At 33.8% G+C, this 25915-nt stretch carries 26 protein-coding genes and 2 pseudogenes; 22 read left to right on the top strand and 6 right to left on the bottom strand.

The features are described from left to right. Positions 1–6: 6 nt before the first annotated feature. Together comGB and comGA are read right to left on the bottom strand one after the other, a co-directional pair. Complete coding sequence (gene comGB / locus ACFQ18_RS15255; RefSeq protein WP_060669005.1) at positions 7–1059, bottom strand: competence type IV pilus assembly protein ComGB; 1053 nt, start codon at positions 1057–1059, stop codon at positions 7–9. Continuing rightward, positions 1007–2032, bottom strand: coding sequence for a competence type IV pilus ATPase ComGA (comGA, locus tag ACFQ18_RS15250; RefSeq protein WP_047183836.1), 1026 nt, complete (start codon positions 2030–2032; stop codon positions 1007–1009). The genes comGB and comGA overlap by 53 nt, the downstream gene beginning before the upstream one ends. Positions 2033–2178: 146 nt before the next feature. On the opposite strand from comGA, the gene ACFQ18_RS15245 reads away from it, so the two are divergent. After that, positions 2179–2358, top strand: coding sequence for a YqzE family protein (locus ACFQ18_RS15245; RefSeq protein ID WP_047183837.1), 180 nt, complete (start codon positions 2179–2181; stop codon positions 2356–2358). A gap of 63 nt (positions 2359–2421) precedes the next feature. On the opposite strand, the gene ACFQ18_RS15240 is transcribed toward ACFQ18_RS15245, so the two are convergent. After that, positions 2422–3195 carry a YqhG family protein gene (locus ACFQ18_RS15240; protein WP_047183838.1) on the bottom strand — a complete coding sequence of 258 codons (774 nt, stop codon included), beginning with the start codon at positions 3193–3195 and terminating at the stop codon, positions 2422–2424. After that, complete coding sequence (locus ACFQ18_RS15235) at positions 3182–4834, bottom strand: DEAD/DEAH box helicase (protein ID WP_047183839.1); 1653 nt, start codon at positions 4832–4834, stop codon at positions 3182–3184. The genes ACFQ18_RS15240 and ACFQ18_RS15235 overlap by 14 nt, the downstream gene beginning before the upstream one ends. A 245-nt stretch (positions 4835–5079) precedes the next feature. Here ACFQ18_RS15235 and gcvT point away from each other — a divergent pair, with 245 nt between their 5' ends. From gcvT to gcvPB, 3 genes are all read left to right on the top strand, one after another. After that, positions 5080–6189: a glycine cleavage system aminomethyltransferase GcvT gene (gene gcvT, locus ACFQ18_RS15230; protein WP_047183840.1), complete on the top strand. Its 1110-nt coding sequence runs from the start codon at positions 5080–5082 to the stop codon at positions 6187–6189. Positions 6190–6354: 165 nt separating this feature from the next. After that, positions 6355–7704 carry an aminomethyl-transferring glycine dehydrogenase subunit GcvPA gene (gcvPA, locus tag ACFQ18_RS15225; RefSeq protein ID WP_204798574.1) on the top strand — a complete coding sequence of 450 codons (1350 nt, stop codon included), beginning with the start codon at positions 6355–6357 and terminating at the stop codon, positions 7702–7704. Further along, on the top strand, positions 7697–9157 hold the full coding sequence (gene gcvPB / locus ACFQ18_RS15220) for an aminomethyl-transferring glycine dehydrogenase subunit GcvPB (RefSeq protein WP_204798573.1): 1461 nt from the start codon (positions 7697–7699) through the stop codon (positions 9155–9157). Before gcvPA ends, gcvPB begins: the two co-directional genes overlap by 8 nt. A gap of 54 nt (positions 9158–9211) precedes the next feature. Here gcvPB and ACFQ18_RS15215 read toward each other — a convergent pair whose 3' ends face one another. Beyond that, a complete protein-coding gene (locus ACFQ18_RS15215) occupies positions 9212–9583 on the bottom strand; it encodes a rhodanese-like domain-containing protein (RefSeq protein ID WP_047183843.1) in 372 nt (123 codons plus the stop codon). A 387-nt stretch (positions 9584–9970) separates the two neighbouring features. Here ACFQ18_RS15215 and ACFQ18_RS15210 point away from each other — a divergent pair. From ACFQ18_RS15210 to ACFQ18_RS15195, 4 genes and pseudogenes are all read left to right on the top strand, one after another. Continuing rightward, positions 9971–11410, top strand: a pseudogene (locus ACFQ18_RS15210) (vitamin B12-dependent ribonucleotide reductase); the annotation flags it as partial. A gap of 306 nt (positions 11411–11716) precedes the next feature. After that, positions 11717–12835: pseudogene (locus tag ACFQ18_RS15205) on the top strand (vitamin B12-dependent ribonucleotide reductase); the annotation flags it as partial. A gap of 166 nt (positions 12836–13001) precedes the next feature. Further along, entirely contained in the window at positions 13002–13418 is a 417-nt protein-coding gene (mntR, locus tag ACFQ18_RS15200) for a transcriptional regulator MntR (protein ID WP_047183844.1), read from the top strand. A gap of 118 nt (positions 13419–13536) precedes the next feature. After that, positions 13537–14430, top strand: coding sequence for a patatin-like phospholipase family protein (locus ACFQ18_RS15195; protein ID WP_047183845.1), 894 nt, complete (start codon positions 13537–13539; stop codon positions 14428–14430). A 16-nt stretch (positions 14431–14446) separates the two neighbouring features. Here ACFQ18_RS15195 and ACFQ18_RS15190 read toward each other — a convergent pair whose 3' ends face one another. Beyond that, positions 14447–14833 carry an SA1362 family protein gene (locus ACFQ18_RS15190; RefSeq protein WP_047183846.1) on the bottom strand — a complete coding sequence of 129 codons (387 nt, stop codon included), beginning with the start codon at positions 14831–14833 and terminating at the stop codon, positions 14447–14449. Between the two features lie 444 nt (positions 14834–15277). On the opposite strand from ACFQ18_RS15190, the gene ACFQ18_RS15185 reads away from it, so the two are divergent. From ACFQ18_RS15185 to ACFQ18_RS15120, 14 genes are all read left to right on the top strand, one after another. After that, positions 15278–15772 (top strand): YqhR family membrane protein, encoded by a 495-nt coding sequence (locus ACFQ18_RS15185; protein ID WP_047183847.1) that lies wholly within the window; start codon positions 15278–15280, stop codon positions 15770–15772. 129 nt (positions 15773–15901) lie between these two features. After that, a complete protein-coding gene (locus ACFQ18_RS15180; RefSeq protein WP_047183848.1) occupies positions 15902–16963 on the top strand; it encodes a M24 family metallopeptidase in 1062 nt (353 codons plus the stop codon). Positions 16964–16986: 23 nt separating this feature from the next. Then, a complete protein-coding gene (efp, locus tag ACFQ18_RS15175) occupies positions 16987–17550 on the top strand; it encodes an elongation factor P (RefSeq protein WP_047183849.1) in 564 nt (187 codons plus the stop codon). Positions 17551–17880: 330 nt separating this feature from the next. Beyond that, positions 17881–18807, top strand: coding sequence for a stage III sporulation protein AA (gene spoIIIAA, locus ACFQ18_RS15170; RefSeq protein ID WP_047183850.1), 927 nt, complete (start codon positions 17881–17883; stop codon positions 18805–18807). Continuing rightward, positions 18804–19316, top strand: coding sequence for a stage III sporulation protein SpoIIIAB (spoIIIAB, locus tag ACFQ18_RS15165; RefSeq protein WP_047183851.1), 513 nt, complete (start codon positions 18804–18806; stop codon positions 19314–19316). Before spoIIIAA ends, spoIIIAB begins: the two co-directional genes overlap by 4 nt. Positions 19317–19333: 17 nt before the next feature. Further along, positions 19334–19534, top strand: coding sequence for a stage III sporulation protein AC (gene spoIIIAC / locus ACFQ18_RS15160; RefSeq protein WP_047183852.1), 201 nt, complete (start codon positions 19334–19336; stop codon positions 19532–19534). 12 nt (positions 19535–19546) lie between these two features. Further along, on the top strand, positions 19547–19939 hold the full coding sequence (gene spoIIIAD, locus ACFQ18_RS15155) for a stage III sporulation protein AD (RefSeq protein WP_047183853.1): 393 nt from the start codon (positions 19547–19549) through the stop codon (positions 19937–19939). Positions 19940–20062: 123 nt separating this feature from the next. Further along, positions 20063–21244, top strand: coding sequence for a stage III sporulation protein AE (gene spoIIIAE, locus ACFQ18_RS15150; protein ID WP_052771613.1), 1182 nt, complete (start codon positions 20063–20065; stop codon positions 21242–21244). 11 nt (positions 21245–21255) lie between these two features. Continuing rightward, positions 21256–21879: a stage III sporulation protein AF gene (gene spoIIIAF, locus ACFQ18_RS15145; RefSeq protein ID WP_047183854.1), complete on the top strand. Its 624-nt coding sequence runs from the start codon at positions 21256–21258 to the stop codon at positions 21877–21879. Further along, positions 21876–22514: a stage III sporulation protein AG gene (spoIIIAG, locus tag ACFQ18_RS15140; protein ID WP_047183855.1), complete on the top strand. Its 639-nt coding sequence runs from the start codon at positions 21876–21878 to the stop codon at positions 22512–22514. Before spoIIIAF ends, spoIIIAG begins: the two co-directional genes overlap by 4 nt. Positions 22515–22528: 14 nt before the next feature. Then, complete coding sequence (locus ACFQ18_RS15135) at positions 22529–23197, top strand: SpoIIIAH-like family protein (RefSeq protein ID WP_204798571.1); 669 nt, start codon at positions 22529–22531, stop codon at positions 23195–23197. 302 nt (positions 23198–23499) lie between these two features. Beyond that, the gene (accB, locus tag ACFQ18_RS15130; protein WP_047183856.1) at positions 23500–24012 is read left to right on the top strand and encodes an acetyl-CoA carboxylase biotin carboxyl carrier protein; all 513 of its coding nucleotides are present in this window, start codon (positions 23500–23502) and stop codon (positions 24010–24012) included. A gap of 13 nt (positions 24013–24025) precedes the next feature. After that, a complete protein-coding gene (gene accC / locus ACFQ18_RS15125) occupies positions 24026–25384 on the top strand; it encodes an acetyl-CoA carboxylase biotin carboxylase subunit (protein WP_047183857.1) in 1359 nt (452 codons plus the stop codon). A gap of 33 nt (positions 25385–25417) precedes the next feature. Then, the gene (locus ACFQ18_RS15120; protein ID WP_047183858.1) at positions 25418–25810 is read left to right on the top strand and encodes an Asp23/Gls24 family envelope stress response protein; all 393 of its coding nucleotides are present in this window, start codon (positions 25418–25420) and stop codon (positions 25808–25810) included. Positions 25811–25915: the final 105 nt, after the last annotated feature.

Genomic DNA, 25915 nt, shown 5'->3' with positions numbered 1-25915 from the left:
CACTCCTTAAACCGTTTTAATTAATTGAAACATTGGCCACATTAATGAGATATAAATAAAGATAATAAGCCCTCCAATAATGATTAAAAAGATAGGTTGTACCCATGTTAAAATTTTTAATGTCTTTGCTTCTATATCTTCCATTAATAGCTCGGCATACACAGAAAGATCCATTTCTAATGCTTCCATATCTGTATCTTGTTGAAAGATAGAAATCAAGTGTTTGTCTAATAAGTGCAATTGAGACAAAACAAAACTTAAATGAATTCCTTGACTTAATTCATTGGTTAATAATGTGGAATAGTAAGAAATGATAGGGAGTTTTGGTTGGTTCGCCATATGTTGTAGAATTTCTTTAAAAGACATGCCGGTTTTAAGAAGGGAAGAGAAATGAGAAGCAAAAAAATAGGAGGTTTGTATCTTTAAGTAGTATCTATACAATGGGATTTTTAAATAAATTTTTAGTTGTTTTTGTATACTTAGTTTTTGTTGAATAAAATACCATAAAATAAAACAGAAACTGAACACTAAAATAGAAATGATGATGAAGGTTGTGACAAAATCGATTAACGTGACTGTATAATGGATAGATGAATTGGAATGGTAGTTACTATCAAAAATTTCAACAAAGGTTGGTAATACAGATTCTTTAATAAAGAATAGCAATGTAGAAAAGATAAAGATTAAAATTAATGGATACCGAATAATTTGTTTAAACTTTTTTGTATGCGTTATACGTTGCTGAAACATTTGTATTGCTTTTTCTAAGTTACCTTCTAGATCATTATTTGCTCTTACAAAAAATAAATATGATGTTATGGTCGGATGGAAATGGACATTTTCGAAAGCTTGATCAATGGTTTCCCCGTTTTTAAGGGAATCAATGATTTTAGTTGCATAAGTAGAGAGATGACTGTCCCATTTTATCTTTTCTAATGCAGTTAAGATTGGATAACCATTTTTTAATAAGCGTGACAATCGTTTTAGAAATCTAAGTTGTAGTTCATTATTCGGTCTCAACCTGTAATTCAAATAAAGTTTCTTTAGAGATAAATCCATATGCGTACGCCTTCTTTCTTAAGTGTTGAAATGAATGATAGTTTTTAATCTTTTTTACATCACCTCCTTTTAGCACATAATCGAGTATTTCTCCATCTAAAATTTCTAGAATTGCAGCACGTCTCATGACTTTTTTATTTATTTGTATTGGAACTAATTGGATAGAAGCCACTGCAATAAGAGTGTGTTGTAAGTCAATCTCCTTAATGTCTAAATCCCTTAAACGATGAATAGTACCGATTGAATTCTTCGCATGTAATGTGCTCATTACGAGATGACCAGTTAAAGCAGCTTCAAAAGCAAATTTTGCCGTATATTCGTCACGGATTTCACCAACCATGAGAATATCTGGGTCATGCCTAAGTGCAGCTTTTAGCCCTGTTTGATAAGTAATACCCGCTTTTTCATTGATTTGGACTTGGATAATATCTTGCATTTCTTTTTCGATGGGATCTTCTAATGATATGGTTTGATAGGAATCTTCCTGAAGAAGGGAATGAACTAAAGAATATAAGGTTGTGGTCTTCCCACTTCCAGTCGGCCCGGTAATCAGGATTATGCCTGATCGACGCTTTACCCATTTTTTTATTTGTTTGTACTGACTAGGAAATAAGAAAAGTTCGTTAAGGCTATGTGTTTGTTTTTGTGGGAGTACTCGAACAGCTAAGCTTTCTAATTGGTTGGTAGGGAGTGTTGAAAATCGAAGGGAGTATATCATGGAAGTATCGTGATGTTGGATTGTTCCGTTTTGTGGTTTTCGTGTTTCACCAATATCCATTCCGGAGCTAAATTTATAATAGGTAAGAAGTAGTTGATAATGATTCGTGGAAATCTTTTTATAGAAGACTCTTTTACCATTAATCCGGAAAAAAATATCGGTTTCCGTATTAAACGGGTAAAAATGAATATCAGATGCATGTTGTTCAATTGCCGCTGTTAATATGTTTCTTGAAAGTGTTATAGCAGAACTCAAATTTATTTCATCTCCTTTTATTTAATTGCTAATAGTCCTATTCGACATTATTTTTCAAATTCCTTCTTTTTTTTAATAAATATTTCAAAAACTTTTTGAATAGGTTTTCACCGATTAGTTAAATCTAAGGATATGGAGGTGAAGTTTTGAAAGGAAATGATTATATTAAATTTGTGACAGAGCAAGTTGTTTCTTATTTGGATTTACCAGCCGAAGAAAGACAAAAGCGTAAATTAGACCGTAAAAATACTAATTCCAACTTTTCCAATCATTGGTTTGGTGTGTTGCCATTTGCAATTAAATCGTTAAGAAAAAAGGCAGAATAGCATGACATATAGCTGTTCTGCCTTTTCCCGATAGCTCACTGTATAAGGGAATTTTTCTAATACCTATTCCGTTAAATAAAATATTCCGCCGTTAATAACTTCTTGGGAAATTACTGGATGATATCTCTCTTTAATTTCTTCTATCTCCTTTTCCATTTGTTCTAATTCCTCTGTCCTACCTTCATAAAAGTGTTGTACCGTTTTGATTTCTTCTTCTAATTCTTGTAATGACTCTAGAGCCCATTCATGTGTTTGATTTTCGATATAGGAGGATATTACCGATTCAATTCGTTTAAATCCACTTTGTAATTTAATTATTGGTGATATGGTATAACAATAATCAGAAATAGCCATTTGTAAAGGTAATTTCTGTAGATGGTCCATCATCTCTAATCGCATATTTCCGTTTACGAGTTGTAAACCAATAGAAATCATTTCATCTTTTTTCTGCTTTCCCTTATAACTCATTTTTAAATTTACTACTAACCAAGGGAATAGGGGGGTGTTTTGGTTTGACACTACTTTTTGAAAAAGCTTTGTATATTTTTCCTTTTCTTTAAGGTGATTAATAATTTGTTGTAATCTGGGACTTCCAAAGTGAATCCATTCCCCTTTTTCGTTCTTCTTATTCGGGTTTGTGATTAAGGTAAGGTCCATAGGCTGCCCTTGCTGTCCGATTTTTTTTATATAATGCCAATAAAAAGGGCGATTCATTAACGCTTGATCCATTTCTTCTGTTAATTGGATTTTTAGAATCCCATCTTTGTTTTCTAGTATTTGGCATCGATGTGACACAAAATAATCTTCTAAAAATTGATTTAAATTAGTGATAGCCATAATTTTGCCCCTCTTGTGATTGTTCCATTGAGCTTTTAATGATACTTGTTAGGTTATCCAATTTAATTTTTACTTCACCAATAGTTGACGATTCATTATAGATAGACTCTATTTCTGATTCCATATTTGAAATATTTAGTTCCTCTAAAATGGCATCAAGATTTCCGATTACTTGTTCAAATAAATTAATTTTCTCATATAGTAAAGTCATAATATGTTCTTCAATCGTACCTTTCGTAGCAAAATTATAAATTTGCACATCTTTTTCTTGCCCATAACGATGGATACGGCCGATTCGTTGTTCCAGGCGCATCGGATTCCAAGGTAAATCATAATTAATTAAGTGATTACAAAATTGCAAATTAATTCCTTCTCCGCCAGCTTCCGTTGCAATTAGAACTTGTGCATGATCTTGGAATAATTGTTTCATCCAATCTTTTTTTCCGCGTTTAAATCCACCTCGGAAAGGAACTGATGTAATTCCATGCTGCTTCAAAATCCATTGAAGATATATTTGGCTAGCACGATATTCTGTAAAAACAATAACCTTTTCATCACCGAACTGTTTGATTAGTTCCACTAATTTTTCTGCTTTTGAATGATGTGGAAGTTTTTCAATTTTCGAATTAACTTGTTCGATGAAGGGGTTTGGATTTGTTTCATTCAATTTTTTCAAGGAAAGATAACAAGCTTCTCGAGATGAGCAAATTTCTCGTAGAAAAGTAATCTTCGAGAAACTTGAAAACCCAGCAAAGGCTGATTCCAGTTCGCTATATACTTCCTTTTCTTCTTGCTTAAAATCAATCCAAACGGTTTGAATATTTCTTTTCGTGCTACTTAGCGTTGTATTTTGTCTTGTATTACGAATCATTACTTTTTGTATGAGTTGTTTCAAATAAGCATCCTGTTTGATTTTATTCCGATCTTTACCATAGTTTTCCAAAAAGGATTCATAATTGCCTAAATGACCAGGTTTTAAAATCGAAATTAAGTTAAAAATTTCTATTAATTGATTTTGAACTGGGGTTGCTGTCAATAGTAGACAATATTTCTTTTTTAACGATCGAACAAATTCATAGTTTTTTGTTTTATGGTTTTTAAGTTTATGCGCCTCATCGATTAGAATAAAATCATAATCAATATCTAAAATCTTTTCCCTATGGGGAGAACGTTTTGCTGTATCAAGTGAGGATATGATAATATTTTGGTCCCAACTGTAATTCTTTCGATGTGCTACAGCTGGAATATAAAATTTTTCATTGAGCTCTTTGACCCATTGACTTACCAAAGAAGCAGGAACTAAAATAAGTGCATTTTTTACTAATCCACGAATCATGTATTCTTTTAAAATAAGTCCAGCTTCAATCGTTTTTCCGAGACCTACTTCATCTGCTAATATCGCTCTTCCATTCATTGTTTCAATTACTTGTTCTGCTGCTTCAACTTGATGATCTAAAAACTTGACATGAGGTAGATATTCAAAAGCTCTTAACCCTTTAAATTCGGGAGTAATAGTAGTTAACTCAGCATGGTACGCCATAGAAAAAAGTTCCCAACTAGAATATGGTCCGTCATTTTCCAAAATTGATTCTAATTCGGTTATAAATGTTGTATCTTTATTAACTTGAATAGAATCCATAAAATACTCCTTTTATTTAATGAATTTATAATTTTAGTTTTCAAAGTAATTGTAAGAAGTAATATAAAAATCGTTTTTACATATATTTTAGTATAACCAATAATATTTTTAATATGAGGACATGATAGCGAAGAATGAAGGTATTCTGGTAACAAGAAGTGTTGTAAAAAGGACAGATATTCTTTTTTAAGGAATTTCTGTCTTTTTTGGTATAGTGAACATTTTTAATGAGGGAGTGAGATTAAATCGAGAAGCTAAAACAAACGGTCATATACCCAGAATATAAACAGAATGGAGCTAGGACAATTGATTTTGAAGGATGGGAATTACCTGTTCGTTTTTCGACTATAAACGATGAACATGAAGCAACTAGATTACGAGCGGGACTATTTGATGTTTCTCATATGGGAAAAATAAAAATATCAGGTCCCAAGAGTTTAGAATTTTTACAACAGATGACAACGAATGATCTATCTAAGTTAACACAATCAAAGGCTCAGTATACGGTTATGTGTTATGAGAATGGTGGAACGGTTGACGACCTTATTATCTACATGGTAGCAGATTTTGAATATGTATTAGTCGTTAATGCGGCTAACACAATAAAAGATTATAAATGGCTGAATCAAAATAATAAATATGATTTTCAGCAGGTTCAAATTGAAATTGTTACACATCATTATGTTCAATTAGCTTTACAGGGGCCAAACGCTGAACGGATTTTACAAAAATTAACCAAAACGAACCTTCAGGAATTACGTTTCTTTGAATGTAAGCATGGAATTGACTTTTTAGGAATGGGAACACCAGCAATGATTTCCAGAACGGGTTATACAGGGGAAGACGGATTTGAAATTTATATTCACCCACAAGAGGGAAGAAACCTTTGGAAAAAGCTTTTACAACTTGGTATGGAAGAAGGGATACAACCAATAGGTCTAGGAGCAAGAGATACGCTTCGATTAGAGGCAGGATTACCTCTTTATGGTCAGGAGCTATCAAAAGAAATAACCCCTATGGAAGCAAATTTGAATTTTGTAGTGAAGCTAGATAAAGGTGTCGATTTTATTGGAAGGAAAACTTTAACAGAACAAAAGATGCAAGGACCCCAAAGGAAGATAGTTGGAATTGAAATGATAGAGAAGGGCATTCCACGGCACGGGTGTAACGTGTTGATAGACAATTCAATAATTGGTTATGTAACTTCTGGAACACATTCTCCTACTCTTAAAAAAAGTATCGGCATGGCTTTACTTGATTCCCAATATTCTTCTACTGGGATGGAAGTTAAAGTTCAAATACGGAATCGAGTATGTAATGCAATCGTTGTCCCTTTACCTTTTTATCCCATCTAAACGGGCAGTAAGACTCCCACCTCAAGCTTCCGGGGAAGTGAAGAAGGTGAGAGGGAGATCAACTGCCCATAAAAGCCCGATAAGTGCGACTAACCATCAGTGGGTGGATGAAGGAAATCCCCGCTGATGGAAGTCTTCTTTATTCACGGAGAAGGAGGCATTCCAATGAATTTTCGGTATTTACCTATGACGGAATCAGATAAAAATGAAATGTTAAAAGCAATAGGGATTCAGTCAGCGGAAGAATTATTTTCGGATATACCCCAATCCATCCGATTAAACAGGACTTTAAATTTAAAAGAACCAACAAGTGAATATCAATTGATCAAGGAGTTAAATGATATTTCTAGAAAAAATGCAAATTTAAAGGATTATGTATCATTTCTTGGTGCGGGCGTGTATGATCACTTTATCCCATCTGTCGTTGATCATGTCATATCTAGATCGGAATTCTATACTGCCTATACTCCCTATCAAGCCGAAATTTCTCAGGGGGAGTTACAAGCTATTTTTGAATTTCAAACGATGGTTTCAGAAATTACAGGTATGCCGATTGCTAACTCATCAATGTATGATGGTGGTACAGCTCTTGCAGAAGCAGTTAATTTAAGTGCAGCACATACGAAGAAAAAGAAAATCCTTGTTTCCCAATTAGTTCATCCAGAGTCAAGGGAGATTATCAAAGCCTATGCAAAAGGTCATAACTTAGAAATTATCGAGATTGAGGAGAAACAGGGGAGGACAAATCTTCAAGAGTTAGAAAAGATGGTTGATCATGAAACGGCAAGTGTTGTCATTCAATATCCAAACTTTTTTGGACAAATAGAACCTTTAGCGGAAATCAATAAGGTAATCAAGAAAGAAAAAGACATTATGTTCATTGTTTCAAGTAATCCCCTTGCATTAGGTTACTTCACTCCTCCTAGTGAATTTGGGGCAGATATGGTAGTCGGAGACATGCAAGTATTAGGTATAAAATCACAATATGGTGGACCGCATTGCGGATATTTTGCTACAACTAAGAAACTAATGAGAAAAATTCCCGGTCGTCTTGTAGGACAAACGAAAGATGAGAACGGGGTAAGAGGTTTTGTTTTAACTTTACAAGCAAGGGAGCAACACATTCGCAGAGAAAAAGCAACTTCCAACATTTGTTCTAATCAGGCGTTAAATGCTTTAGCTAGTTCTGTTGCACTAAGCTCCTTGGGGAAACACGGTTTATATAAAATGGCAAAGCTAAATATTCAAAAAGGAAGATATATGCTGCAGCAACTCGAAAATAACAATATAGAAGTAGTTTTTAAAACACCTTTCTTCAATGAAATAGTAATACAACTTAAAAAATCTGTTAAATGTGTAAACCGGATTCTTTTACAAAAAGGAATAATTGGTGGATACGATTTGTCGGATGAATATCCAGATTATCCAAATCATATGTTGATTGCCATTACAGAGACTCGCACAAAAGAAGAAATTGATCAATTTACAAAAGAATTGGGGGATATCAATGGTTAATAAAGATTACCCATTAATTTTTGAAAGGAGTCAGGAGGGAAGAACTGGTTGTAGTCTCCCAGAATTAGATGTACCAGAAACGGAAATAGAAGGCGATATCAATCCTGTTTATATTCGAAAAGAATTAGCTGAACTTCCAGAGGTCAATGAATTAGAATTAATTCGACACTATACTGGTTTATCTACACGTAATTATGGAGTGGATTCGGGATTTTATCCCCTTGGATCATGTACGATGAAATATAATCCGAAAATAAATGAAGAAATTGTAAAGCTGGATGGTTTTTCATATCTCCATCCCTATCAATTATTGGAAACTGTTCAAGGGGCATTGGAAATCATGTACGATTTACAATATGCTTTAAAAGAAATCACGGGGATGTATGAGTTCACTTTACAATCGGCAGCTGGAGCTCATGGAGAGTGGACCGCTTTAATGATGATAAAAGCATACCATGAACAAAACGGGGATTACGGTCGGACAAAAGTTATTATTCCTGATTCAGCCCATGGAACAAATCCGGCATCGGTAACAGTGGCAGGTCTTGAAGTAATAACCGTTCAATCTAATGAAGAAGGGTTAGTTGACTTAGAGCACTTAAAACAAGTAGTTGGAGATGATACAGCTGCTTTAATGTTGACAAATCCTAACACATTAGGATTATTTGAAACTGAAATTATAGAAATAGCCGAAATTATTCACAATGCCGGTGGAAAACTATATTATGACGGTGCCAATTTGAATGCCATTATGGGTTATACTAGACCGGGAGATATGGGATTTGATGCGGTTCACTTAAATCTTCATAAAACGTTTACAGGACCTCACGGTGGGGGTGGACCTGGATCAGGGCCAGTGGGTGTTTCAAAAGAGTTAGAGCCGTTTTTACCAAAACCTGTATTAAGAAAAGAAGGAAATGATTTTGTTTTTGACTATAATCGACCGAAATCAATTGGAAAGGTTAAGTCATATTATGGTAATTTTGGAATTAATCTTCGGGCATACACGTACATTAGAACAATGGGAGCGGAAGGATTAAAGAAAGTTAGTGAATATGCAGTGATAAATGCTAATTATATGATGAGGAAATTAAAAAAGGCTTTTGAACTACCATTTGACAGACATTGCAAGCATGAATTTGTCTTATCAGGTATAAAACAAAAGAAATTAGGGGTACGGACTTTAGATATAGCGAAGCGGCTCTTAGATTTTGGTTACCATCCACCTACAATATATTTTCCATTAATAATAGAAGAGGCAATGATGATTGAGCCTACCGAAACAGAATCGAAAGAAACATTGGATCAATTTATTGATACAATGTTGTCAATTGCCAAAGAAGTAGAAGAAACACCTAATATAGTACTGGAAGCACCTCATCATACAGTAGTAAAACGAGTGGATGAAACTACTGCTGCACGAAAACCAATATTAAGATATGATTGGGATTAACATAAACAAGAGGACAAAGGTTTGGAATCTTTGTCCTCTTTTTCATGGTATTTACTATTTGGTTTTTATTTTTCCAGTCCATTTTTTAAATCCGCCTTTAAGCTGGGAAATATCCTCATAGCCTTTTTTGTGGAGGATTTGTGCTGCTCTGGCGGATCTTGAACCACTTTGGCAATAAAGATAGACTGGTTTATCTTTTCTTAATTCAATTAATCGTTGTTTCAATTGTGTAACTGGAATATTTCTTGCTCCTAGAATATGACCACGATCAAATTCTTGAGGTTCACGTACATCTATTAGTTGAGCCTTACGATACCCTTTAATAAATTCTTCCTCTGTTAAGGTTTTTAGATAAGATCGTTGTCTGTAAAAGCGAAAAATTCCAAACGCAAGAATAACTAATAAAGCAATAATTAATAATTTCATTTTTTTCCCCCGTTTATTCTCGAATGTATAGTATTTATTATATGTTTAATTTGCTATTTTTTAAAGTTTTTTATATGATGTCTATTTGTAATGCCTATTAAAAATAGGTGGGTGAGTGTTTTAAATAGAATATATAAAAGCAAATAGGAAAAAAGTTTATTCCTTTGACTTTTCCTTCCAATTATATTGTTTTTCTCTATTTTTTAACAAATTTCATAGTTTTTCTAAGTTGACAAAAAGTACATATTTACTACAAAATACAATATATTGTGTTAGTTTTTTGGATTAAGTACGATATATTGTATTAATATCATTTCAATGGTATTGTAATAGTATCATAAAAAACTACCTTCTTGGTAGTATAATTTTTTTAAGGGAGAAGATTCAATGACTACTTTTGTCGAGGGAAAGAATCGAATAAACATAGAATCGCTTAACAAAGACATAGAACAGTTTAGTGCTGTACATCCAATAACAAAAGATATGAAACTTACTCACAAAGGTGTTTCCCGTTTAGTAATGTTAGACCGTTATTCATATAAAGATACAACGAAGAAAACACTAAAAGTTGGGGACTTTGTTGTGCTAACGGTCAAAGCGGACCCTAAATTCCCGGCTAGAGGTTTAGGTTTTATCGAGTCCATTGATTGGAAAAGCAAAACAGCTGAGGTGAAGGTTGAACCGGAATATGTTTCTGTTTTAGATGATGAAAAAGAGATGAAAACAGGTGTTGTTAAACGTTCACTAGATACGATAGATAAGCCTTTAGAAGTTTATTATGAACAAATTGCTATGAGAAATGCGACAGGTTTATCTTCTGTCGAAATATCTGAGGATAAAAGGAAAGAATGGTTCCAAAAGTATTATGAGGAACTATCTAGCTTGAATTTTATTCCAGCTGGCAGGGTGTTATATGGTGCTGGATCCGAAACGGAAGTAACTTACTTCAACTGTTATGTTATGCCTTATGTAAGAGATTCACGTGAAGGCATTTCTGATCACCGCAAAAAAGTAATGGAAATCATGAGTAGAGGTGGAGGAGTAGGAACAAACGGTTCTACTTTAAGACCGAGAAACACACTGGCAAGGGGAGTAAATGGGAAATCTTCTGGCTCCGTTTCATGGTTAGATGATATTGCCAAGCTTACACATTTGGTAGAACAGGGTGGATCGCGCAGAGGGGCACAAATGATAATGTTGGTAGATTCTCATCCTGATATTATTGAATTTATTATTTCTAAAATGCAAAACCCTAGAATTCTTAGGTATTTAATTGAAAATACAGAAGATGAACAAATAAAAAAAATAGCAGAAGAAAAATTGAAATTTATTCCACTTACAGAGACAGAAGAAGATCTTTATCAAGGAATTCTTAACTACAAAAACATTCCTGGTCAGGGTGGTTTTTCAGATGCTGTATTTCGTGAAGCAGAAGAAAAATTAAGAACAGGCGGTACGTACTCTGTTCACAATCCAGAATTTTTAACAGGAGCTAATATTTCTGTTTGTATTACAAAAGAATTTATGGATGCCGTTGAAAATGATGATTATTATGAGCTTCGTTTCCCAGACGTTGAGAATTACACGGAAGAAGAAATGAAGGCTTATAACGAAAAATGGCATGAAGTTGGCGATGTTCGTCAATGGGAAGAAATGGGTTATGGAATTCGTATATACCGTCACATTAAAGCAAAAGAATTGTGGAAGTTAATTAATATTTGTGCAACCTATTCAGCAGAACCAGGTATTTTCTTTATTGACAATGCAAACGAAATGACAAATGCGAAAAGTTATGGACAACAAGTAGTTGCAACAAATCCGTGTGGTGAAAAAATAGCATAGTTTGCCTCACGTAAAAAATTGCGGGATAAAGCGGGAAGGCTGAGAATGCTAATCCGAACCGAAGGCTAGAAGTAAAGCTCTAGTCAGGGGCAACGCATAGATGGTGAACCTCATCTGAGAATATAATCCATCCACGAGACCGCAACATTACACACACCTTATCAAGATAATTTTAAGGGAAGAAGATATCATGAACCGAGGATATTCTTGTGTAATGAAAATGTATGCTGAACTTGCAGGAACTCAACTGTAAGAACTATTGGATAAAAAACCGATAGGATAACAAAATTGGAACAACCTCTTGCACCATATTCTGTTTGTAATTTAGCAGCTGTAAACCTTGCAGAGATGGCAAATAAAGATACGAAAACAGTAAACTTTGAAAAACTAGCACAAACGGTTAAAACGGGTGTGCGTATGCAAGATAATGTTATTGACGCTACTCCATACTTCTTAAAAGAAAATGAAAAACAAGCATTAGGGGAACGTCGAATTGGTTTAGGTGTTATGGGGCTTCACGATTTATTAATTTACTGTGAATCTGCATATGGTTCTGAGGAAGGTAATAAATTAGTTGATAAAGTCTTTGAAACAATTGCTGTAACAGCATATAGAACTTCTGTTGAATTAGCTAAAGAAAAAGGAAGCTTCCCATTCTTAGTAGGTAAAACAGAAGAGGAAACCAAACAATTACGTCAAGCGTTTATCAATACAGGTTATATGAAGAGAATGCCTAAGGATATTCGTGATGACATCTTAAAATATGGAATTCGTAACTCTCACTTACTTACCGTTGCGCCAACTGGAAGTACTGGAACAATGGTTGGTGTGTCAACTGGACTTGAGCCTTACTACTCATTTTCTTACTTTAGAAGTGGACGACTTGGTAAGTTTATTGAGGTAAAAGCAGATATTGTCCAAGAATATTTAGATCAGCATCCTGAAGTAAATTCAAATGAACTACCAGAATGGTTTGTAACTGCTATGGATTTATCACCTGAAGAACATGCTGATACACAATGTGTAATTCAGCGTTGGGTAGATAGTTCCATCTCTAAAACAGTAAATGCTCCAAGAGGATATACTGTTGAACAAGTAGAAAGTGTTTACGAAAGATTGTATAGAGGCGGTGCAAAAGGCGGTACGGTATATGTAGATGGAAGCCGTGACAGCCAAGTATTAACCTTAAAAGCAGAAGAAAATTCATTTGAACAAACAGAACTATTTGAAGAAGATAAGAAACCGAAAGTTGTACTTGTTGACACCGTTCAAGAATTGGAAAAAACAAGCGTAACGATTGGATCTGAAGTAGGAAATACTTGTCCAGTATGTCGTGAAGGAACTGTTGAAGATATAGGCGGTTGTAACACATGTACAAGTTGTGGTGCACAATTAAAATGTGGGCTTTAAGAATTATAAGGGATTAGCTAATTAGCTAATCCCTTTTCTGTGGTATGATATTGTAGTAAATAAAACTTATTCACAAATAGTAAAAGCTTGTTTAACATATTTATTTCATGTATTCTTATTTACAGTAAACAATTTTGCCTGAACTTAAAAAAAGCGAGGGAATAGCATGCCAACTCCTAGTATGGAAGATTACATAGAAATTATTTATAATCTAATGGAAAAGAAAGGTTTTGTTCGTGTTTCTGATATTGCAGAGAAATTATCTGTTCACCCTTCATCTGTTACAAAAATGGTACAGAAATTAGACAAAGATAACTATTTAGATTACGAAAAGTATCGTGGGTTTGTACTTACCCCAAAAGGAAAAAAAATTGGTGAGCGTCTAGTATATCGACATGAACTGCTAGAAGATTTTCTTGAAATAATTGGAGTAGACAAAGAAAATATTTATAACGATGTTGAAGGTATTGAACATCATTTAAGTTGGAATTCCATTGATCGTATTGGTGACTTAGTCCGTTATTTTAAGTCAAACGATGTAAGAGTGAACGAACTTAGAAAAGTGCAAAATGAAACGGAATAAAATAAAGAAAATTGTAGATATGGTTCTAAAAGTTTTTGCTCTTGATTAAGAATAAAAGTAGCATAAAGTTTTATGCGTCCTTTCTATGTATTAGAAAACAAGCATAAGGAGCGAACGGATGAAAATTGATGCTGTTTTTTCTGGTGGTGGAGTTAAAGCTTTTGCATTTGCTGGCGTATTAAAAAGCTTAGAGGAAAGTGAATTTGATTTAGAACGTGTTGCTGGAACATCTGCAGGAGCAATTGTGGCATCCCTTATCGCCTCAGATTACAAAATAGATGAAATCATTCAATTAACCCAAGAGCTTGATTTAAAAAAATTTTTAGATCCCCCCGCTCTAACCAAATATATCCCAATGAGTAAATGGTTGTTTTTATATTTCCAATTAGGTCTTAATAAAGGAAAAAAATTAGAAGATTGGTTATACCAAACATTAGCCCAAAAAAATATCTATACGTTTAATGATATTAAGGAAGGATATTTAAAAGTTGTCGTAAGTGACTTGTCCCTAGGAAAACTAGTTATTATACCAGATGATTTAGAACGTATTTACGGAATACATCCTAAGCATTTTCCGGTTTCAACAGCAGTAAGGATGAGCGCTGGGTTTCCTTATTTTTTTATGCCGAAGAAAATGCCAGGAAAAACAGATAAGAAAAGTATTATTGTGGATGGAGGCTTATTAAGTAATTTTCCAATGTGGTTATTTAATGACGGTGAACAAAGGGACACGAGACCAGTACTAGGAATTAAGTTTACAGGTTCCGTTGAAAAGGAAAATACTCCAAGGCAAATTAGTAATGCTTTTGATATGTTTACAGCTCTATTCGCTACGATGAAACAGGCGCATGATGCAAGATATATTTCAAAATCAGAGAAAAATAATATTATTTTTATACCAGTAGAGGGTGTAGATACAGTGAATTTTCATATTGATATAAAAGTAAAACAAGAATTATTCGATATCGGTAAAACCTATACCGATGAATTTTTAAAACATTGGCCTAAATAGACAAAAGACCGAACTTCTAAAAGGAAGCACGGTCTTTTCTTTTTGTTTTGTTTCCATCAATAACTTTTAGATGTCCCGCTGAGCGTCTGCTTCGGTTTTTCTTAATAGGATTTGGTTGCTTTTTGGAAGTTAATTTCGCGGCTTGAGTTGCTCTTACGTTGTCACTTTTGTATTTTGCTTTTGATTGGCGAACAGCTTTTTTATATTTCTTCATTTCATTAGAAGGAGCTTTCTTTCTAAGAAAAACGAAATAAATCACTGCAAATATAACTAAACCAAAGAAAATAGTTGTTAAAATACTCATTACAAACTTACCTGGCTGTGTGAAAAGTTGAGAAACTATGCCAATAACCCCTAACCCAATAATTACATAAAACAGTATTGACCATTTATTCCGAACCACAGAATCTCCTCCTTTTTTATTCGAACCTATTAGCAGGTAGGAAAGTATAAAAATCTTTCCTGTCTGGGGCTCCGATTACTCGGCCCACCGTGAAGATTTATATAAGTGCAACTAAGGCAATCACCTAAAGGCGACCCCAAGTTTTCTAATATATTTTGGAAAGCGAGTGTAGAACCATTCGAAAGAAAACAGTTGATATAATTCTAGGATATGTAAACTTTGATCAAATCATCCTTTATTACTAATTTTCCCCTGTTTTTTTAAAAATATTCATTATAAAATATCAAGTTGTTACAATAATAATTAATTTCTTATATTATATGCAGAAACTTGACTTTGTTTAATTTCATTTTACTAAATACTTAAGAACATAACTAGTTATTTATACCAGTCTATATGATTGGTTTTTATGTATTTGGTAATAATACTTGTGAGGTGATTCATATGAGTGAGAATAAGCAATTAGAACATAATAAACCTGAGAATACAATGTCTCTATTGAGTAGATCATTATTAACCGGTTTTATCGGGGGTATTCTATGGAGTACGATTGCTATATTTTTATATTATTTTAATTTTGTGGAAGTTTCACCTAAATCATTTGTTTTAAGATCCTGGTTGAAAACGGATTGGACTGACAGTTGGTTAGGTGATCTTGTTTCCATTATTATAATAGGACTTTTATCCATTGTCACGGCAATAATTTACTATGGTTTATTAAAAAAAGTGAAGACGATGTGGATCAGTGTTGTATATGGAATTATCCTATGGGGTATTGTATTTTATTTATTACAACCCATCTATACAAATATTCCAAAACTAGTTGAATTGAATACTAATTCTATTGTAACATCTTTATGTTTATTTATCTTGTATGGCACTTTTATTGGATATTCTATTTCTTATGATTATCACGATACCCAAGTAGAACAATTGTAGAAAAGTTTTTAAAGTTGTTTTTATAAGGAAAGCATTATTCAAATGAATATTTTTATGATAAACTAAAAAATAGTTAAATTTTAACAGTAATCTCATGAACGATGATTTTCATTAGGAAAGGGTGGGGGCATGGAAAGGTTATCCAAATTAAGAAAAGCTTTAAATCAAAATAAATTAGATGGAATACTTGTAACCAGTCCTTATAACAGACGATATATAACAGGCTTCACGGGTACGGCTGGGGTTGCAATTATTTCGGAAAGTGATTCTCGTTTTATTACGGATTTTAGATACACAGAACAAGCGAATGAACAAGCAAAAGAGTTTCAAATTATCGAGCATAAAACACAAATTGAACAAGAGTTAAAAACTCAATTAAAAGAAATGAATATAAGAAGGCTTGGATTCGAAAAAGATCATGTAACTTTTGGAGAATATGAATTATATAGTAAGATCTTAGAAGTGGAACTCGTACCGGTAAGTGGAATCATTGAGGAAATTCGTCTAATTAAAACACCAGAAGAACTAGAAATATTAAAGAAAGCAGCTAAAATTGCCGATGATGCTTTTGAACACATACAGGCTTACATTAAGCCTGGTGTGAAAGAAATAGATATATCGAATGAACTTGAATTTTTCATGAGAAAACAAGGTGCTACGGCTTCAAGTTTCGACACCATTGTAGCTTCTGGTTATCGTTCTGCCCTTCCGCATGGGGTAGCTTCAAATAAGGAAATCCAATCTGGAGAATTGGTAACATTAGATTATGGCGCCATCTATGAGGGTTACTGCTCAGACATTACAAGAACAGTAGCTGTTGGTGAAATCTCTGACCAATTGAATGATATCTATCATACAGTTTTAGAAGCAAACTTAGAAGGTGTAAAAGGAACAAAACCGGGTATGACTGGAAAAGAAGCAGACGACTTAACTAGAAATTATATCGAAGAAAAAGGATATGGAAAATATTTCGGTCATTCGACAGGGCACGGTATTGGCCTTGAAGTCCATGAAGGACCAACCTTATCCAAACGGTCTGACAAAGTTCTTGAGCCTGGAATGGTAGTAACGATAGAGCCAGGTATTTATCTCGCTAATATCGGTGGGTGTCGAATTGAAGATGATATCGTCATTACCGAAAACGGCAATGAACGTTTGACGTTTGCACCTAAGGAATTAATACAACTTTAGTATTTGAAACGGAGGAAAACATAATGATTTCAGTAAACGAATTTAAAACAGGCCTAACAATTAAAGTAGATGGAGATATATTACAAGTTATCGAATTCCAACATGTTAAACCGGGTAAAGGTGCAGCTTTTGTACGTTCAAAATTACGTAACTTAAGAAATGGAAACATCCAGGAAAAAACATTCCGTGGTGGGGAAAAGGTAGATACAGCACATATTGATAACAATAAAATGCAATATCTTTATGCAAGTGGAAATACCCATGCTTTTATGAATACGAATACTTATGAGCAAATAGAGATTCCTTCAGAACAAATAGAATCTCAATTAAAATTTATAAAAGAAAACATGGAAGTGAACGTCATCAGTTATGAAGGCGAAATCCTTGGTGTTGACTTACCTAATAACGTAGAGTTAGAAGTAATCGAAACAGAACCAGGTATTAAAGGTGATACAGCTAGTGGTGGTTCCAAACCTGCAACAGTAGAAACAGGTCTAGTGGTTCAAGTACCATTCTTTGTAAATAAAGGAGATATCCTAGTTATAAATACTTCTGACGGAAAATATGTTTCTAGAGCAAACCATTAATAAAGTTTTTAAGTGCGACTAACCATCAGTGGGATAGAAGGAAAATCCCCACTGATGGTTAGTCTTCTGTATACTACCTGTCAAAAAAAGTCTTAGCAGATGCTAAGGCTTTTTTTAATAGATTAATGAAAATATAAAAATTTAGCTTATTAAATCTTATCATAGGGAAGGCCACGTCTAGCTCCAGCGCTAAAGCCGTAGCGAGACTTCCTTCACCTCCGTACGTCGCTAAACGGGCGCTTGCGCTTTTGCTAATAGAGAAAATTAGTCATAATTCAATGTTGTAAACATACATTTTATTATATACCTACAAAAAAGAGAGGGTCCAAAATGGAAGAAATTTTACGATTATTTCCAAATGAAATGAGACAAGTTATTGAGACGAAAATTGGGAATCGCTGGGACTTTCTTCAAGAAATTCGAATACGATTGTTTCAACCAATTGAATTTATTTTTGATAGGCAAATAGAATGGATTACTCATGTGAAACCAAGTAAGCACGATGGAGTGTATATAGTAAACCAGCTTAGTGAATTTTCATTATATCGTATGACCGATGAATTACGTGAAGGATATATCACTATTGAAGGAGGGCATCGCGTAGGAATTGCCGGAAGAGTCAATACGATTGGTGGTTCTGTAAAAGCGCTACAATACATCACCTTTTTTAATATTCGAATAGCAAAGCAAAAAATTGGGGTTGCTAATGCAATTATTCCTTACATTTTTAAAGAAAAATATTTAAACACATTACTTGTAGGTGCACCGCAAACCGGTAAAACAACACTTATTCGTGATACTACAAGGTTAATTTCATCAGGGTGGGGAAAAGTTCCAGCACAAAAAGTTGGTGTCATCGATGAAAGATCAGAAATTGCTGCTTCAATCAATGGTATTCCACAACTTGATCTTGGGACTAGAACAGATGTAATGGATGCATGTCCGAAAGCGGAAGGTATGATGATGATGATTCGTTCGATGTCACCTGATGTATTAGTGGTAGATGAAATTGGTAGTGCAGATGATATAAACGCGTTAATAGAAGCGATTAATACAGGGGTAACAGTTATTTGTACAATACATGGTCAAAGTTTAATCGAATTAAAAAAACGACCTTCTCTAGACATTCTATTTCAACATAAGGTTTTCGAAAGATTTCTCTTTTTAGAAAAAACGGGACAACCATCTGTTTTGAAAAAGGTTTATGACCAAAATGAAAAGGAAATTTTACAGAAAACGAGGTTTGTTATTACATGAATTGGATTGGTGCCCTTTTATTGATCAGTACAACGACATGGTTAGGATTTGATTGGAGTAACCGATTATCTAATCGGCCAAAACAAATAAGACAACTAAAAAATGCATTACAAATTTTAGAAGCAGAAATTGTTTATAGTCAATTACCACTCAAAGAGGCCTTTTTAAATATATCGAGACAAATTCCAGAACCTACAAGATTCTTTTTTGAAGAAATAGGTCTGAGTTTACAAGATAAAAATATAGATTTCTATATAATCTGGAAAGAAAAAGTGGATGCACTTATCAATAATTCAAGCCTAGCTATTAATGAAAAAGAAATCTTATACCAGTTTGGAAGAACTATAGGGCAGCATGATTTTTATCAACAACAAAAGCATATTCAATTAACACTATCCCATTTAGAACGAGAACTTGAAGATGCTAGAGAGGAGCAATATAAATACAGTAAAATGGCCAAAAGTTTAGGATTTTTAGCTGGTTTATTTATTGTATTATTGCTGATTTAACGGAAAGGAGTCAATCCATGTTTGCAGATGCACAAATCTTATTTCAAATCGCAGGAATTGGAATCATTGTTGCACTAATACATACAATTTTAAAACAAATGGGGAAAGAAGAAATTGCACAGTTTGCAACGTTAATAGGATTTATCATTGTTCTTGTTATTGTGATTAATGGACTTTCCGATTTATTTAACCAAATAAAATCGGTATTTCTTTTCTAGGAGCATGTAATCATGGATATATTACAAATTGTGCTTCTCGGGGTTGTTGCTAGTATTTTATATCTCATCTTAAAAGATACAAATAGTTCTTTTGCATTTTTTATTATTTTGATAACTGGAATTATCATCTTTTTTGCGATAATACAACAGATTTTAATTATATTTGAATTAATCCAAAATCTCGGAAGAAATGCGAATATCGATGGTTTGTATATGGAAACGATATTGAAAATTATCGGTATAGCGTACATTGCAGAACTCGGAGCTAATCTAACGAAAGAAGCGGGGTTAAGTGCCGTTGCCAAAAACATTGAATTGGCAGGGAAGGTTTTTATCATTTTACTTGCAGTTCCAATCATTACAGCAGTTGTAGAAGCCATTTTGAACTTTTTACCTTCTGTGTAGAAACTGCTTTGAAGACCTGGGGCTCTGAAGAAATCGCCTCACCGTAAAGATATGAATTAGTAATACTAAGGTATTTGCTAAAGCTTAGTGAACGCCAAGTTTAGAAGGGGGAATGTATAGTGAATGAAATTTAAAATTTATATTGCAACCCTATTTGGCCTATTCACTATTATTTTTCTCTTCATTGGACAAGTACCTGTTCATGCAGAAACGCAACAAATGGATGTTAGCAATGCTTTATTAAATGAAATCTCTTTAGAGGGTGTTGAAAATTACTGGGATCAATTAGTTCAAGAATACGGTACATATGTGCCAGAACTCGAAAAAACAACCGTATATGAATTTATCAAGAATCAAGACTCGCTTTCGATTAAAGGAGTTTTATTAGGATTAATCAAATATTTGTTTTATGAAATTATTCTAAACGGTAAACTACTCGGTACGTTGCTATTGCTTACTTTATTTTCTATATTATTGCAGACCATGCACACAGCCTTCGAAAGTTCAGCTGTAAGTAAAATAGCATATTTTGTAGTATATATTGTTCTAATCTTTTTAGCATTAAATAGCTTCTATGTAGCTGTTTCTTACGTGGAAGATGCGATAGGTATGATGAGTAGTTTTATGATTGGGCTATTACCTCTCATATTGGGATTAATGGCCACATTTGGAAATATCATCTCAGTATCTTTCTTTCACCCTATTATTATTTTTCTCATCAATGTTAGCAGTATATTAGTGTCTTCTTTCATTTTACCTTTACTATTTTTATCGGCAATCCTCACCATTGTAAATAACATAAGTGATAATTATAAAGTAAGTCATTTAGCAAATTTATTTAAGACAGTCAGTATGGGAGTATTAGGTATATTTTTAACAATCTTTTTAGGAGTTATATCCGTACAAGGAACAGCGAGTGCCATACAAGATGGTGTTGCAATGAAGACTGCAAAATTTGTGACTGGTAATTTTATACCAGTAGTTGGTCGAACATTTACTGATGCAACAGACACAATCTTAAGTGCTTCTTTGTTATTAAAAAATGCAGTGGGGATCGTTGGATTAATTATCGTATTATTTATTGTGTTATTTCCTGCTTTAAAAGTTGCTGCCATTGCAATTATTTATAAAATAGCTGCAGCAGTTTTACAACCGATAGGGGATGGACCAGTCATAACTACTTTAAATACGATTAGCAATTATATCCTATTTGTCCTTGCTTGTCTGCTTTCAATATCTATTATGTTTTTTTTAGCAATCGTTATTATCGTTGTTGCTAGCAATCTTACTATGTTAATCCGATAGGGGTAGTAGAGATGGATATAGTAATAAACTGGGTTACGCAAATTATATTATTTATAGTTCTTGCTACCATTATTGATTTATTAATCCCAACCTCATCGATGAATAAGTATATCAAATTAGTAGTCGGTTTAATTCTTATTTTAATTTTATTAAAACCAATATTTTATGTTTTGAATATCGACATGGAAACCGCATTAAATAAGTCATTTCAACAAGTTAATGATGTTGGTGAAGATAGTGAATCTGTAAAAAATTTAATAGAATTTCAAAAAAAAGAGATACAATCCACACAAGATGCATATATTTTAGAACAAATGGCTGTCCAACTAATAGAAATTGCTGAGGATCCTATGAAAGAAAAGTATCAACAGGAAATAACGAACATTGAATTTAAATTTAATTCTAATGATAGTTATTCTTACGAGGATCTTGAAGAAGTCATTGTTTATGTAAAAGATTTAGTGGAAGAGGAGGGAGAACAGAACACAGTTGAAAATGTTGTAATTAATACAGATCATGTAGTAGAGAAAAAAGACATGGACAGGCATGATGAGGAAATTAAACAATTATTAAAAAAGGTTTGGGAACTTACTGACAAAGAGATAACAATCTACTGGGAGGGAGGCGCATCTTGAAAAAATTCTTCGAGAAATTTTTCCAGCCAAAGAGTGGAGATGGAAGTAAAAAAGTATCAAATAAATTAGGATATATTATTATTCTAGGTTTGATTGGTATACTTCTTATATTTTTAAATAATATTTTGACAACATCAAGTGAAGAAACAGAAATGGATAAATCGATAGGACAACAGCCTCAGCAAAAAAATGTAGAGGTATCCAATTCGGAAGGTAATGATCGAACTTCTGATGTTCAAGAATTAGAAAAAAGCTTTAAAGAGGATTTAGAAGAAATGCTTAATAAAATAAAAGGTGTTTCTGATGCAGAAGTTATGGTTAATCTAGCCTCTTCAAATGTCCAAGTTTTTGAAAAAAATATAATCAAAGGGCAACAAACTACGGATGAGACAGATAAAAATGGTGGGTTAAGGAAAGTTGAAGATCAGACAGAAGAAACCCAGATTGTATTCGTTCGTCAGGGAGATAGAGAAGTTCCTTTACTAGTTAAGACAGAAAAACCAGAAGTAAGTGGAGTATTTGTAGTGGCAAAGGGGGCTGATCATGCGACTGTAAAAAAATGGATTGTTGAAGCAGTTTCAAGAGTACTTGATGTGCCAACACATAAGGTTTCAGTAATGCCGAAAACTAATTAAGGGGAGGAAGAATAATGTTAAAAAAACAAACAGTTTGGTTATTAACGATGTTAAGTTTAATGATTGTTTTAAGTGTGTATTATTTAATTTCACCGAATAACGATGATTTGGCATATATTGATAATGGGAAAGAATCCGCTGAACAGGCTACAGAGGATGTAACAACCGCTCAAGGCGAAGGTACAGAAGTAGATGAAATGACGAACATAGATAGCAATGAACTTTTTACTAACATTCGCATGGAATTGCAAGACGAAAGAAGTATGTCTAAATCAAGACTTGAAGATGTTGTTGCATCAGGTTCTGCAAGTGTAGAGGAGAAAGATGAAGCATTAAGGGAAATCGATAAGTTAGAAAACACTTCGAAAAAAGAGAAAATTTTAGAAGAGACCATTTTAGCTTCTGAAGAGTATCAAGATGTTTTAGTACGTTCCGAAAATGATAAAGTACATGTTCATGTTCAAGCGGACGAACAACTATCTGGAACAGAAGCAAATCATATTATGAGAATGGTTTATGATGAGTTCGGTGAAATTCCTGTAGATGTTATTACTCAACCATCAGATCAAGAATTATCAAAGGAGTCAACTGAAGAAACATCAAAAGAATCAACTAAGGAATCAACGGAGAGTTCAACTAAAGAGACATCTAAGGAATCAACTGAACAATCAGATAAAGAATAAACATAGAAATCAGATGCTCTTTAGACAAGGCATCTGATTTTTTGGTAGGTGAGAAGGTATAATAATCTATCTTGACTGCATAAGTACAACCCTGGCATCCACCTAACGACTTGGTGGTTGCCACGTTTTCTAATTCGTTGGGTATAATTGTAGAGTTTATGAAAGAAGATTGATATAATAATTTAGAATATTATTTATTTTAAAGAAAGGTTTAATCCTTGATGTATTTTATAAAGTAATAGTAAAATGATAAGGAAGCTCTAAGACCTAATAGTAAATTTTTTTCCAAAGGGGTGCTATACATGTTAAAAATACAAGAAATTAGAGAATTAATAAAGCTTATTGATAAGTCTGACATAAGTGAATTTACGTATGAAAATGACGGTACAAGTGTAACAATGAAAAAATCCGGAAATGGGTTGGTTGGAGAACAACATATTGTTGCAGAGGCTCCTAAAGAAACAGTAACAGTGTTAAACGAAGAACCAAAAGTAACTACTGTTAAGGAAGAACCAGCAAAGGTTGAAGCTGTTCAAGATAAAGAAGAGCCACAAGTAGATTCATCTTCAGATGCTAATTATGAAATTGTATCACCAATGGTAGGTACATTCTATGCCTCTTCTTCCCCGGATAGTGATGCTTATGTCTCTAAAGGAAGTACTGTTCAGAAAGATACAATTGTATGTATTGTTGAGGCAATGAAGTTATTTAATGAGATTGAAGCAGAGGTCGATGGAGAAATAGTGGAAGTACTAGTAGAAAATGGTGAACTGGTAGAATATGGACAACCATTATTTAAAGTGAAGACAAAGTAAGGGGTTGGAATAATTGATAAAAAAACTGCTAATTGCGAATAGGGGAGAAATTGCAGTTCGGATAATCCGTGCATGTAAAGAATTAGGGATCAAAACAGTTGCTGTATATTCAGAAGCGGATAAAGAAGCATTACATGTACAGTTAGCTGATGAAGCATATTGCATAGGTCCGAAATTAAGTAAGGACAGCTACCTTAACTTTACAAATATTATGAGTGTTGCTACTCTTACAGAAGTGGATGCCGTTCATCCGGGATATGGATTTTTAGCAGAAAATGCGGACTTTGCCGAGATTTGTGCAGATTGCAACATTGAATTTATTGGTTCTTCAGCAGAAGCCATCCAAAAAATGGGTATAAAAGATATCGCCAGAGATACAATGAAGAAAGCAAATGTACCAATCGTACCTGGTTCTGACGGCATAATAGAAAGTGAAGAAGAAGCATTAGAAATTGCTAATAAAATTGGGTTTCCTGTAATTATAAAAGCAACAGCCGGTGGCGGCGGAAAAGGAATCCGTGTTGCAAGATCTGAAGAAGATTTAATAAAAGGTATTCGGGTAACTCAAAAAGAAGCAGAACGAGCTTTTGGTAACCCTGGAGTTTATTTAGAAAAGTTTATTGAAGATTTCAGGCATGTAGAAATACAAGTATTGGCTGATAAACATGGTAATGTCGTGCATTTAGGGGAGAGGGACTGTTCTATTCAACGTAGGCTTCAAAAATTGGTGGAAGAAAGTCCATCACCAGCACTTACCCCAGAAATCAGACAAAAAATGGGTGAAGCATCAGTGAAAGCTGCAAAAGCAGTAAACTACGTTGGTGCTGGAACCATTGAATACATCTTTGATAGAAAATCAAATGAGTTCTACTTTATGGAAATGAATACAAGAATACAAGTAGAACATCCCGTAACTGAAATGGTAACCGGAGTAGATTTGATTAAAGAACAAATCAAAGTAGCAGATAACGAGAAACTTAGTATTTCGCAAGAGGATATTAAGTTAAATGGACATGCTATTGAATGTAGAATAAATGCCGAGGATCCATTTAGAAACTTTATGCCATCAGCTGGTAACATCAATATGTATTTGGCACCAGGTGGTTTAGGTGTTCGAGTGGACTCAGCAGCATATACAGGATACCAAATTCCACCTTACTATGATTCAATGATTGCGAAATTAATTGCGTATGCCCCAACACGTGAAGAAGCAATTAAACGTATGAAGCGTGCATTAGATGAATTTGTTGTTGAAGGTATTCATACTACCATTCCGTTCCATAGTTTAATTATGGAAAATGAGGTCTTTGTTAAGGGAGATTTCAATACTAATTTCCTAGAAGAAAACCCGATTCTTCAAAAAGAAAAATAGGGTCGTATTTACATACGAATTAGGAGTGATATCATGAGTGAACAACCATTATTACATGTTAATGAGGATTCAACATTAGGGAAGATTGAGATTGCTCCAGAAGTAATAGAAGTCATTGCAGGGATTGCTGCTGCAGAAGTAGATGAATTGTTTGCAATGAGGGGAAACTTTGCTTCAGGTGTTGTTGAGCGTTTAGGTAAAAGAACTCATAGTAAAGGTGTAAAGGTCGAACTAACGGAGAATGGAATTTCTATTGACCTGTATGTTATTTTGAATTTTGGAGTTTCCATTCCAAAGGTAGCCCAAAAAATTCAAACAAATATTCGTGAATCATTAAAATACATGACATCTTTAGAATTGGATGAAATAAATGTTCATGTTGTTGGTATAAACATGGATGGAAATGAAGATAATGAGCAAGATTAAAATGAAGGTCCATTGACCTTCATTTTTTGTTATGACTTTAGTCCGTTGAGTACGCGGCAGCGTGCGAAACAGAAAACCACCTGCTATGCGGGTGGGTAACAAGTG

Source organism: Oceanobacillus caeni (assembly GCF_042678465.1).
In the GTDB taxonomy this organism is placed as follows: domain Bacteria; phylum Bacillota; class Bacilli; order Bacillales; family Amphibacillaceae; genus Oceanobacillus; species Oceanobacillus caeni.
This window is presented reverse-complemented; position numbering and strand designations above follow the sequence as displayed.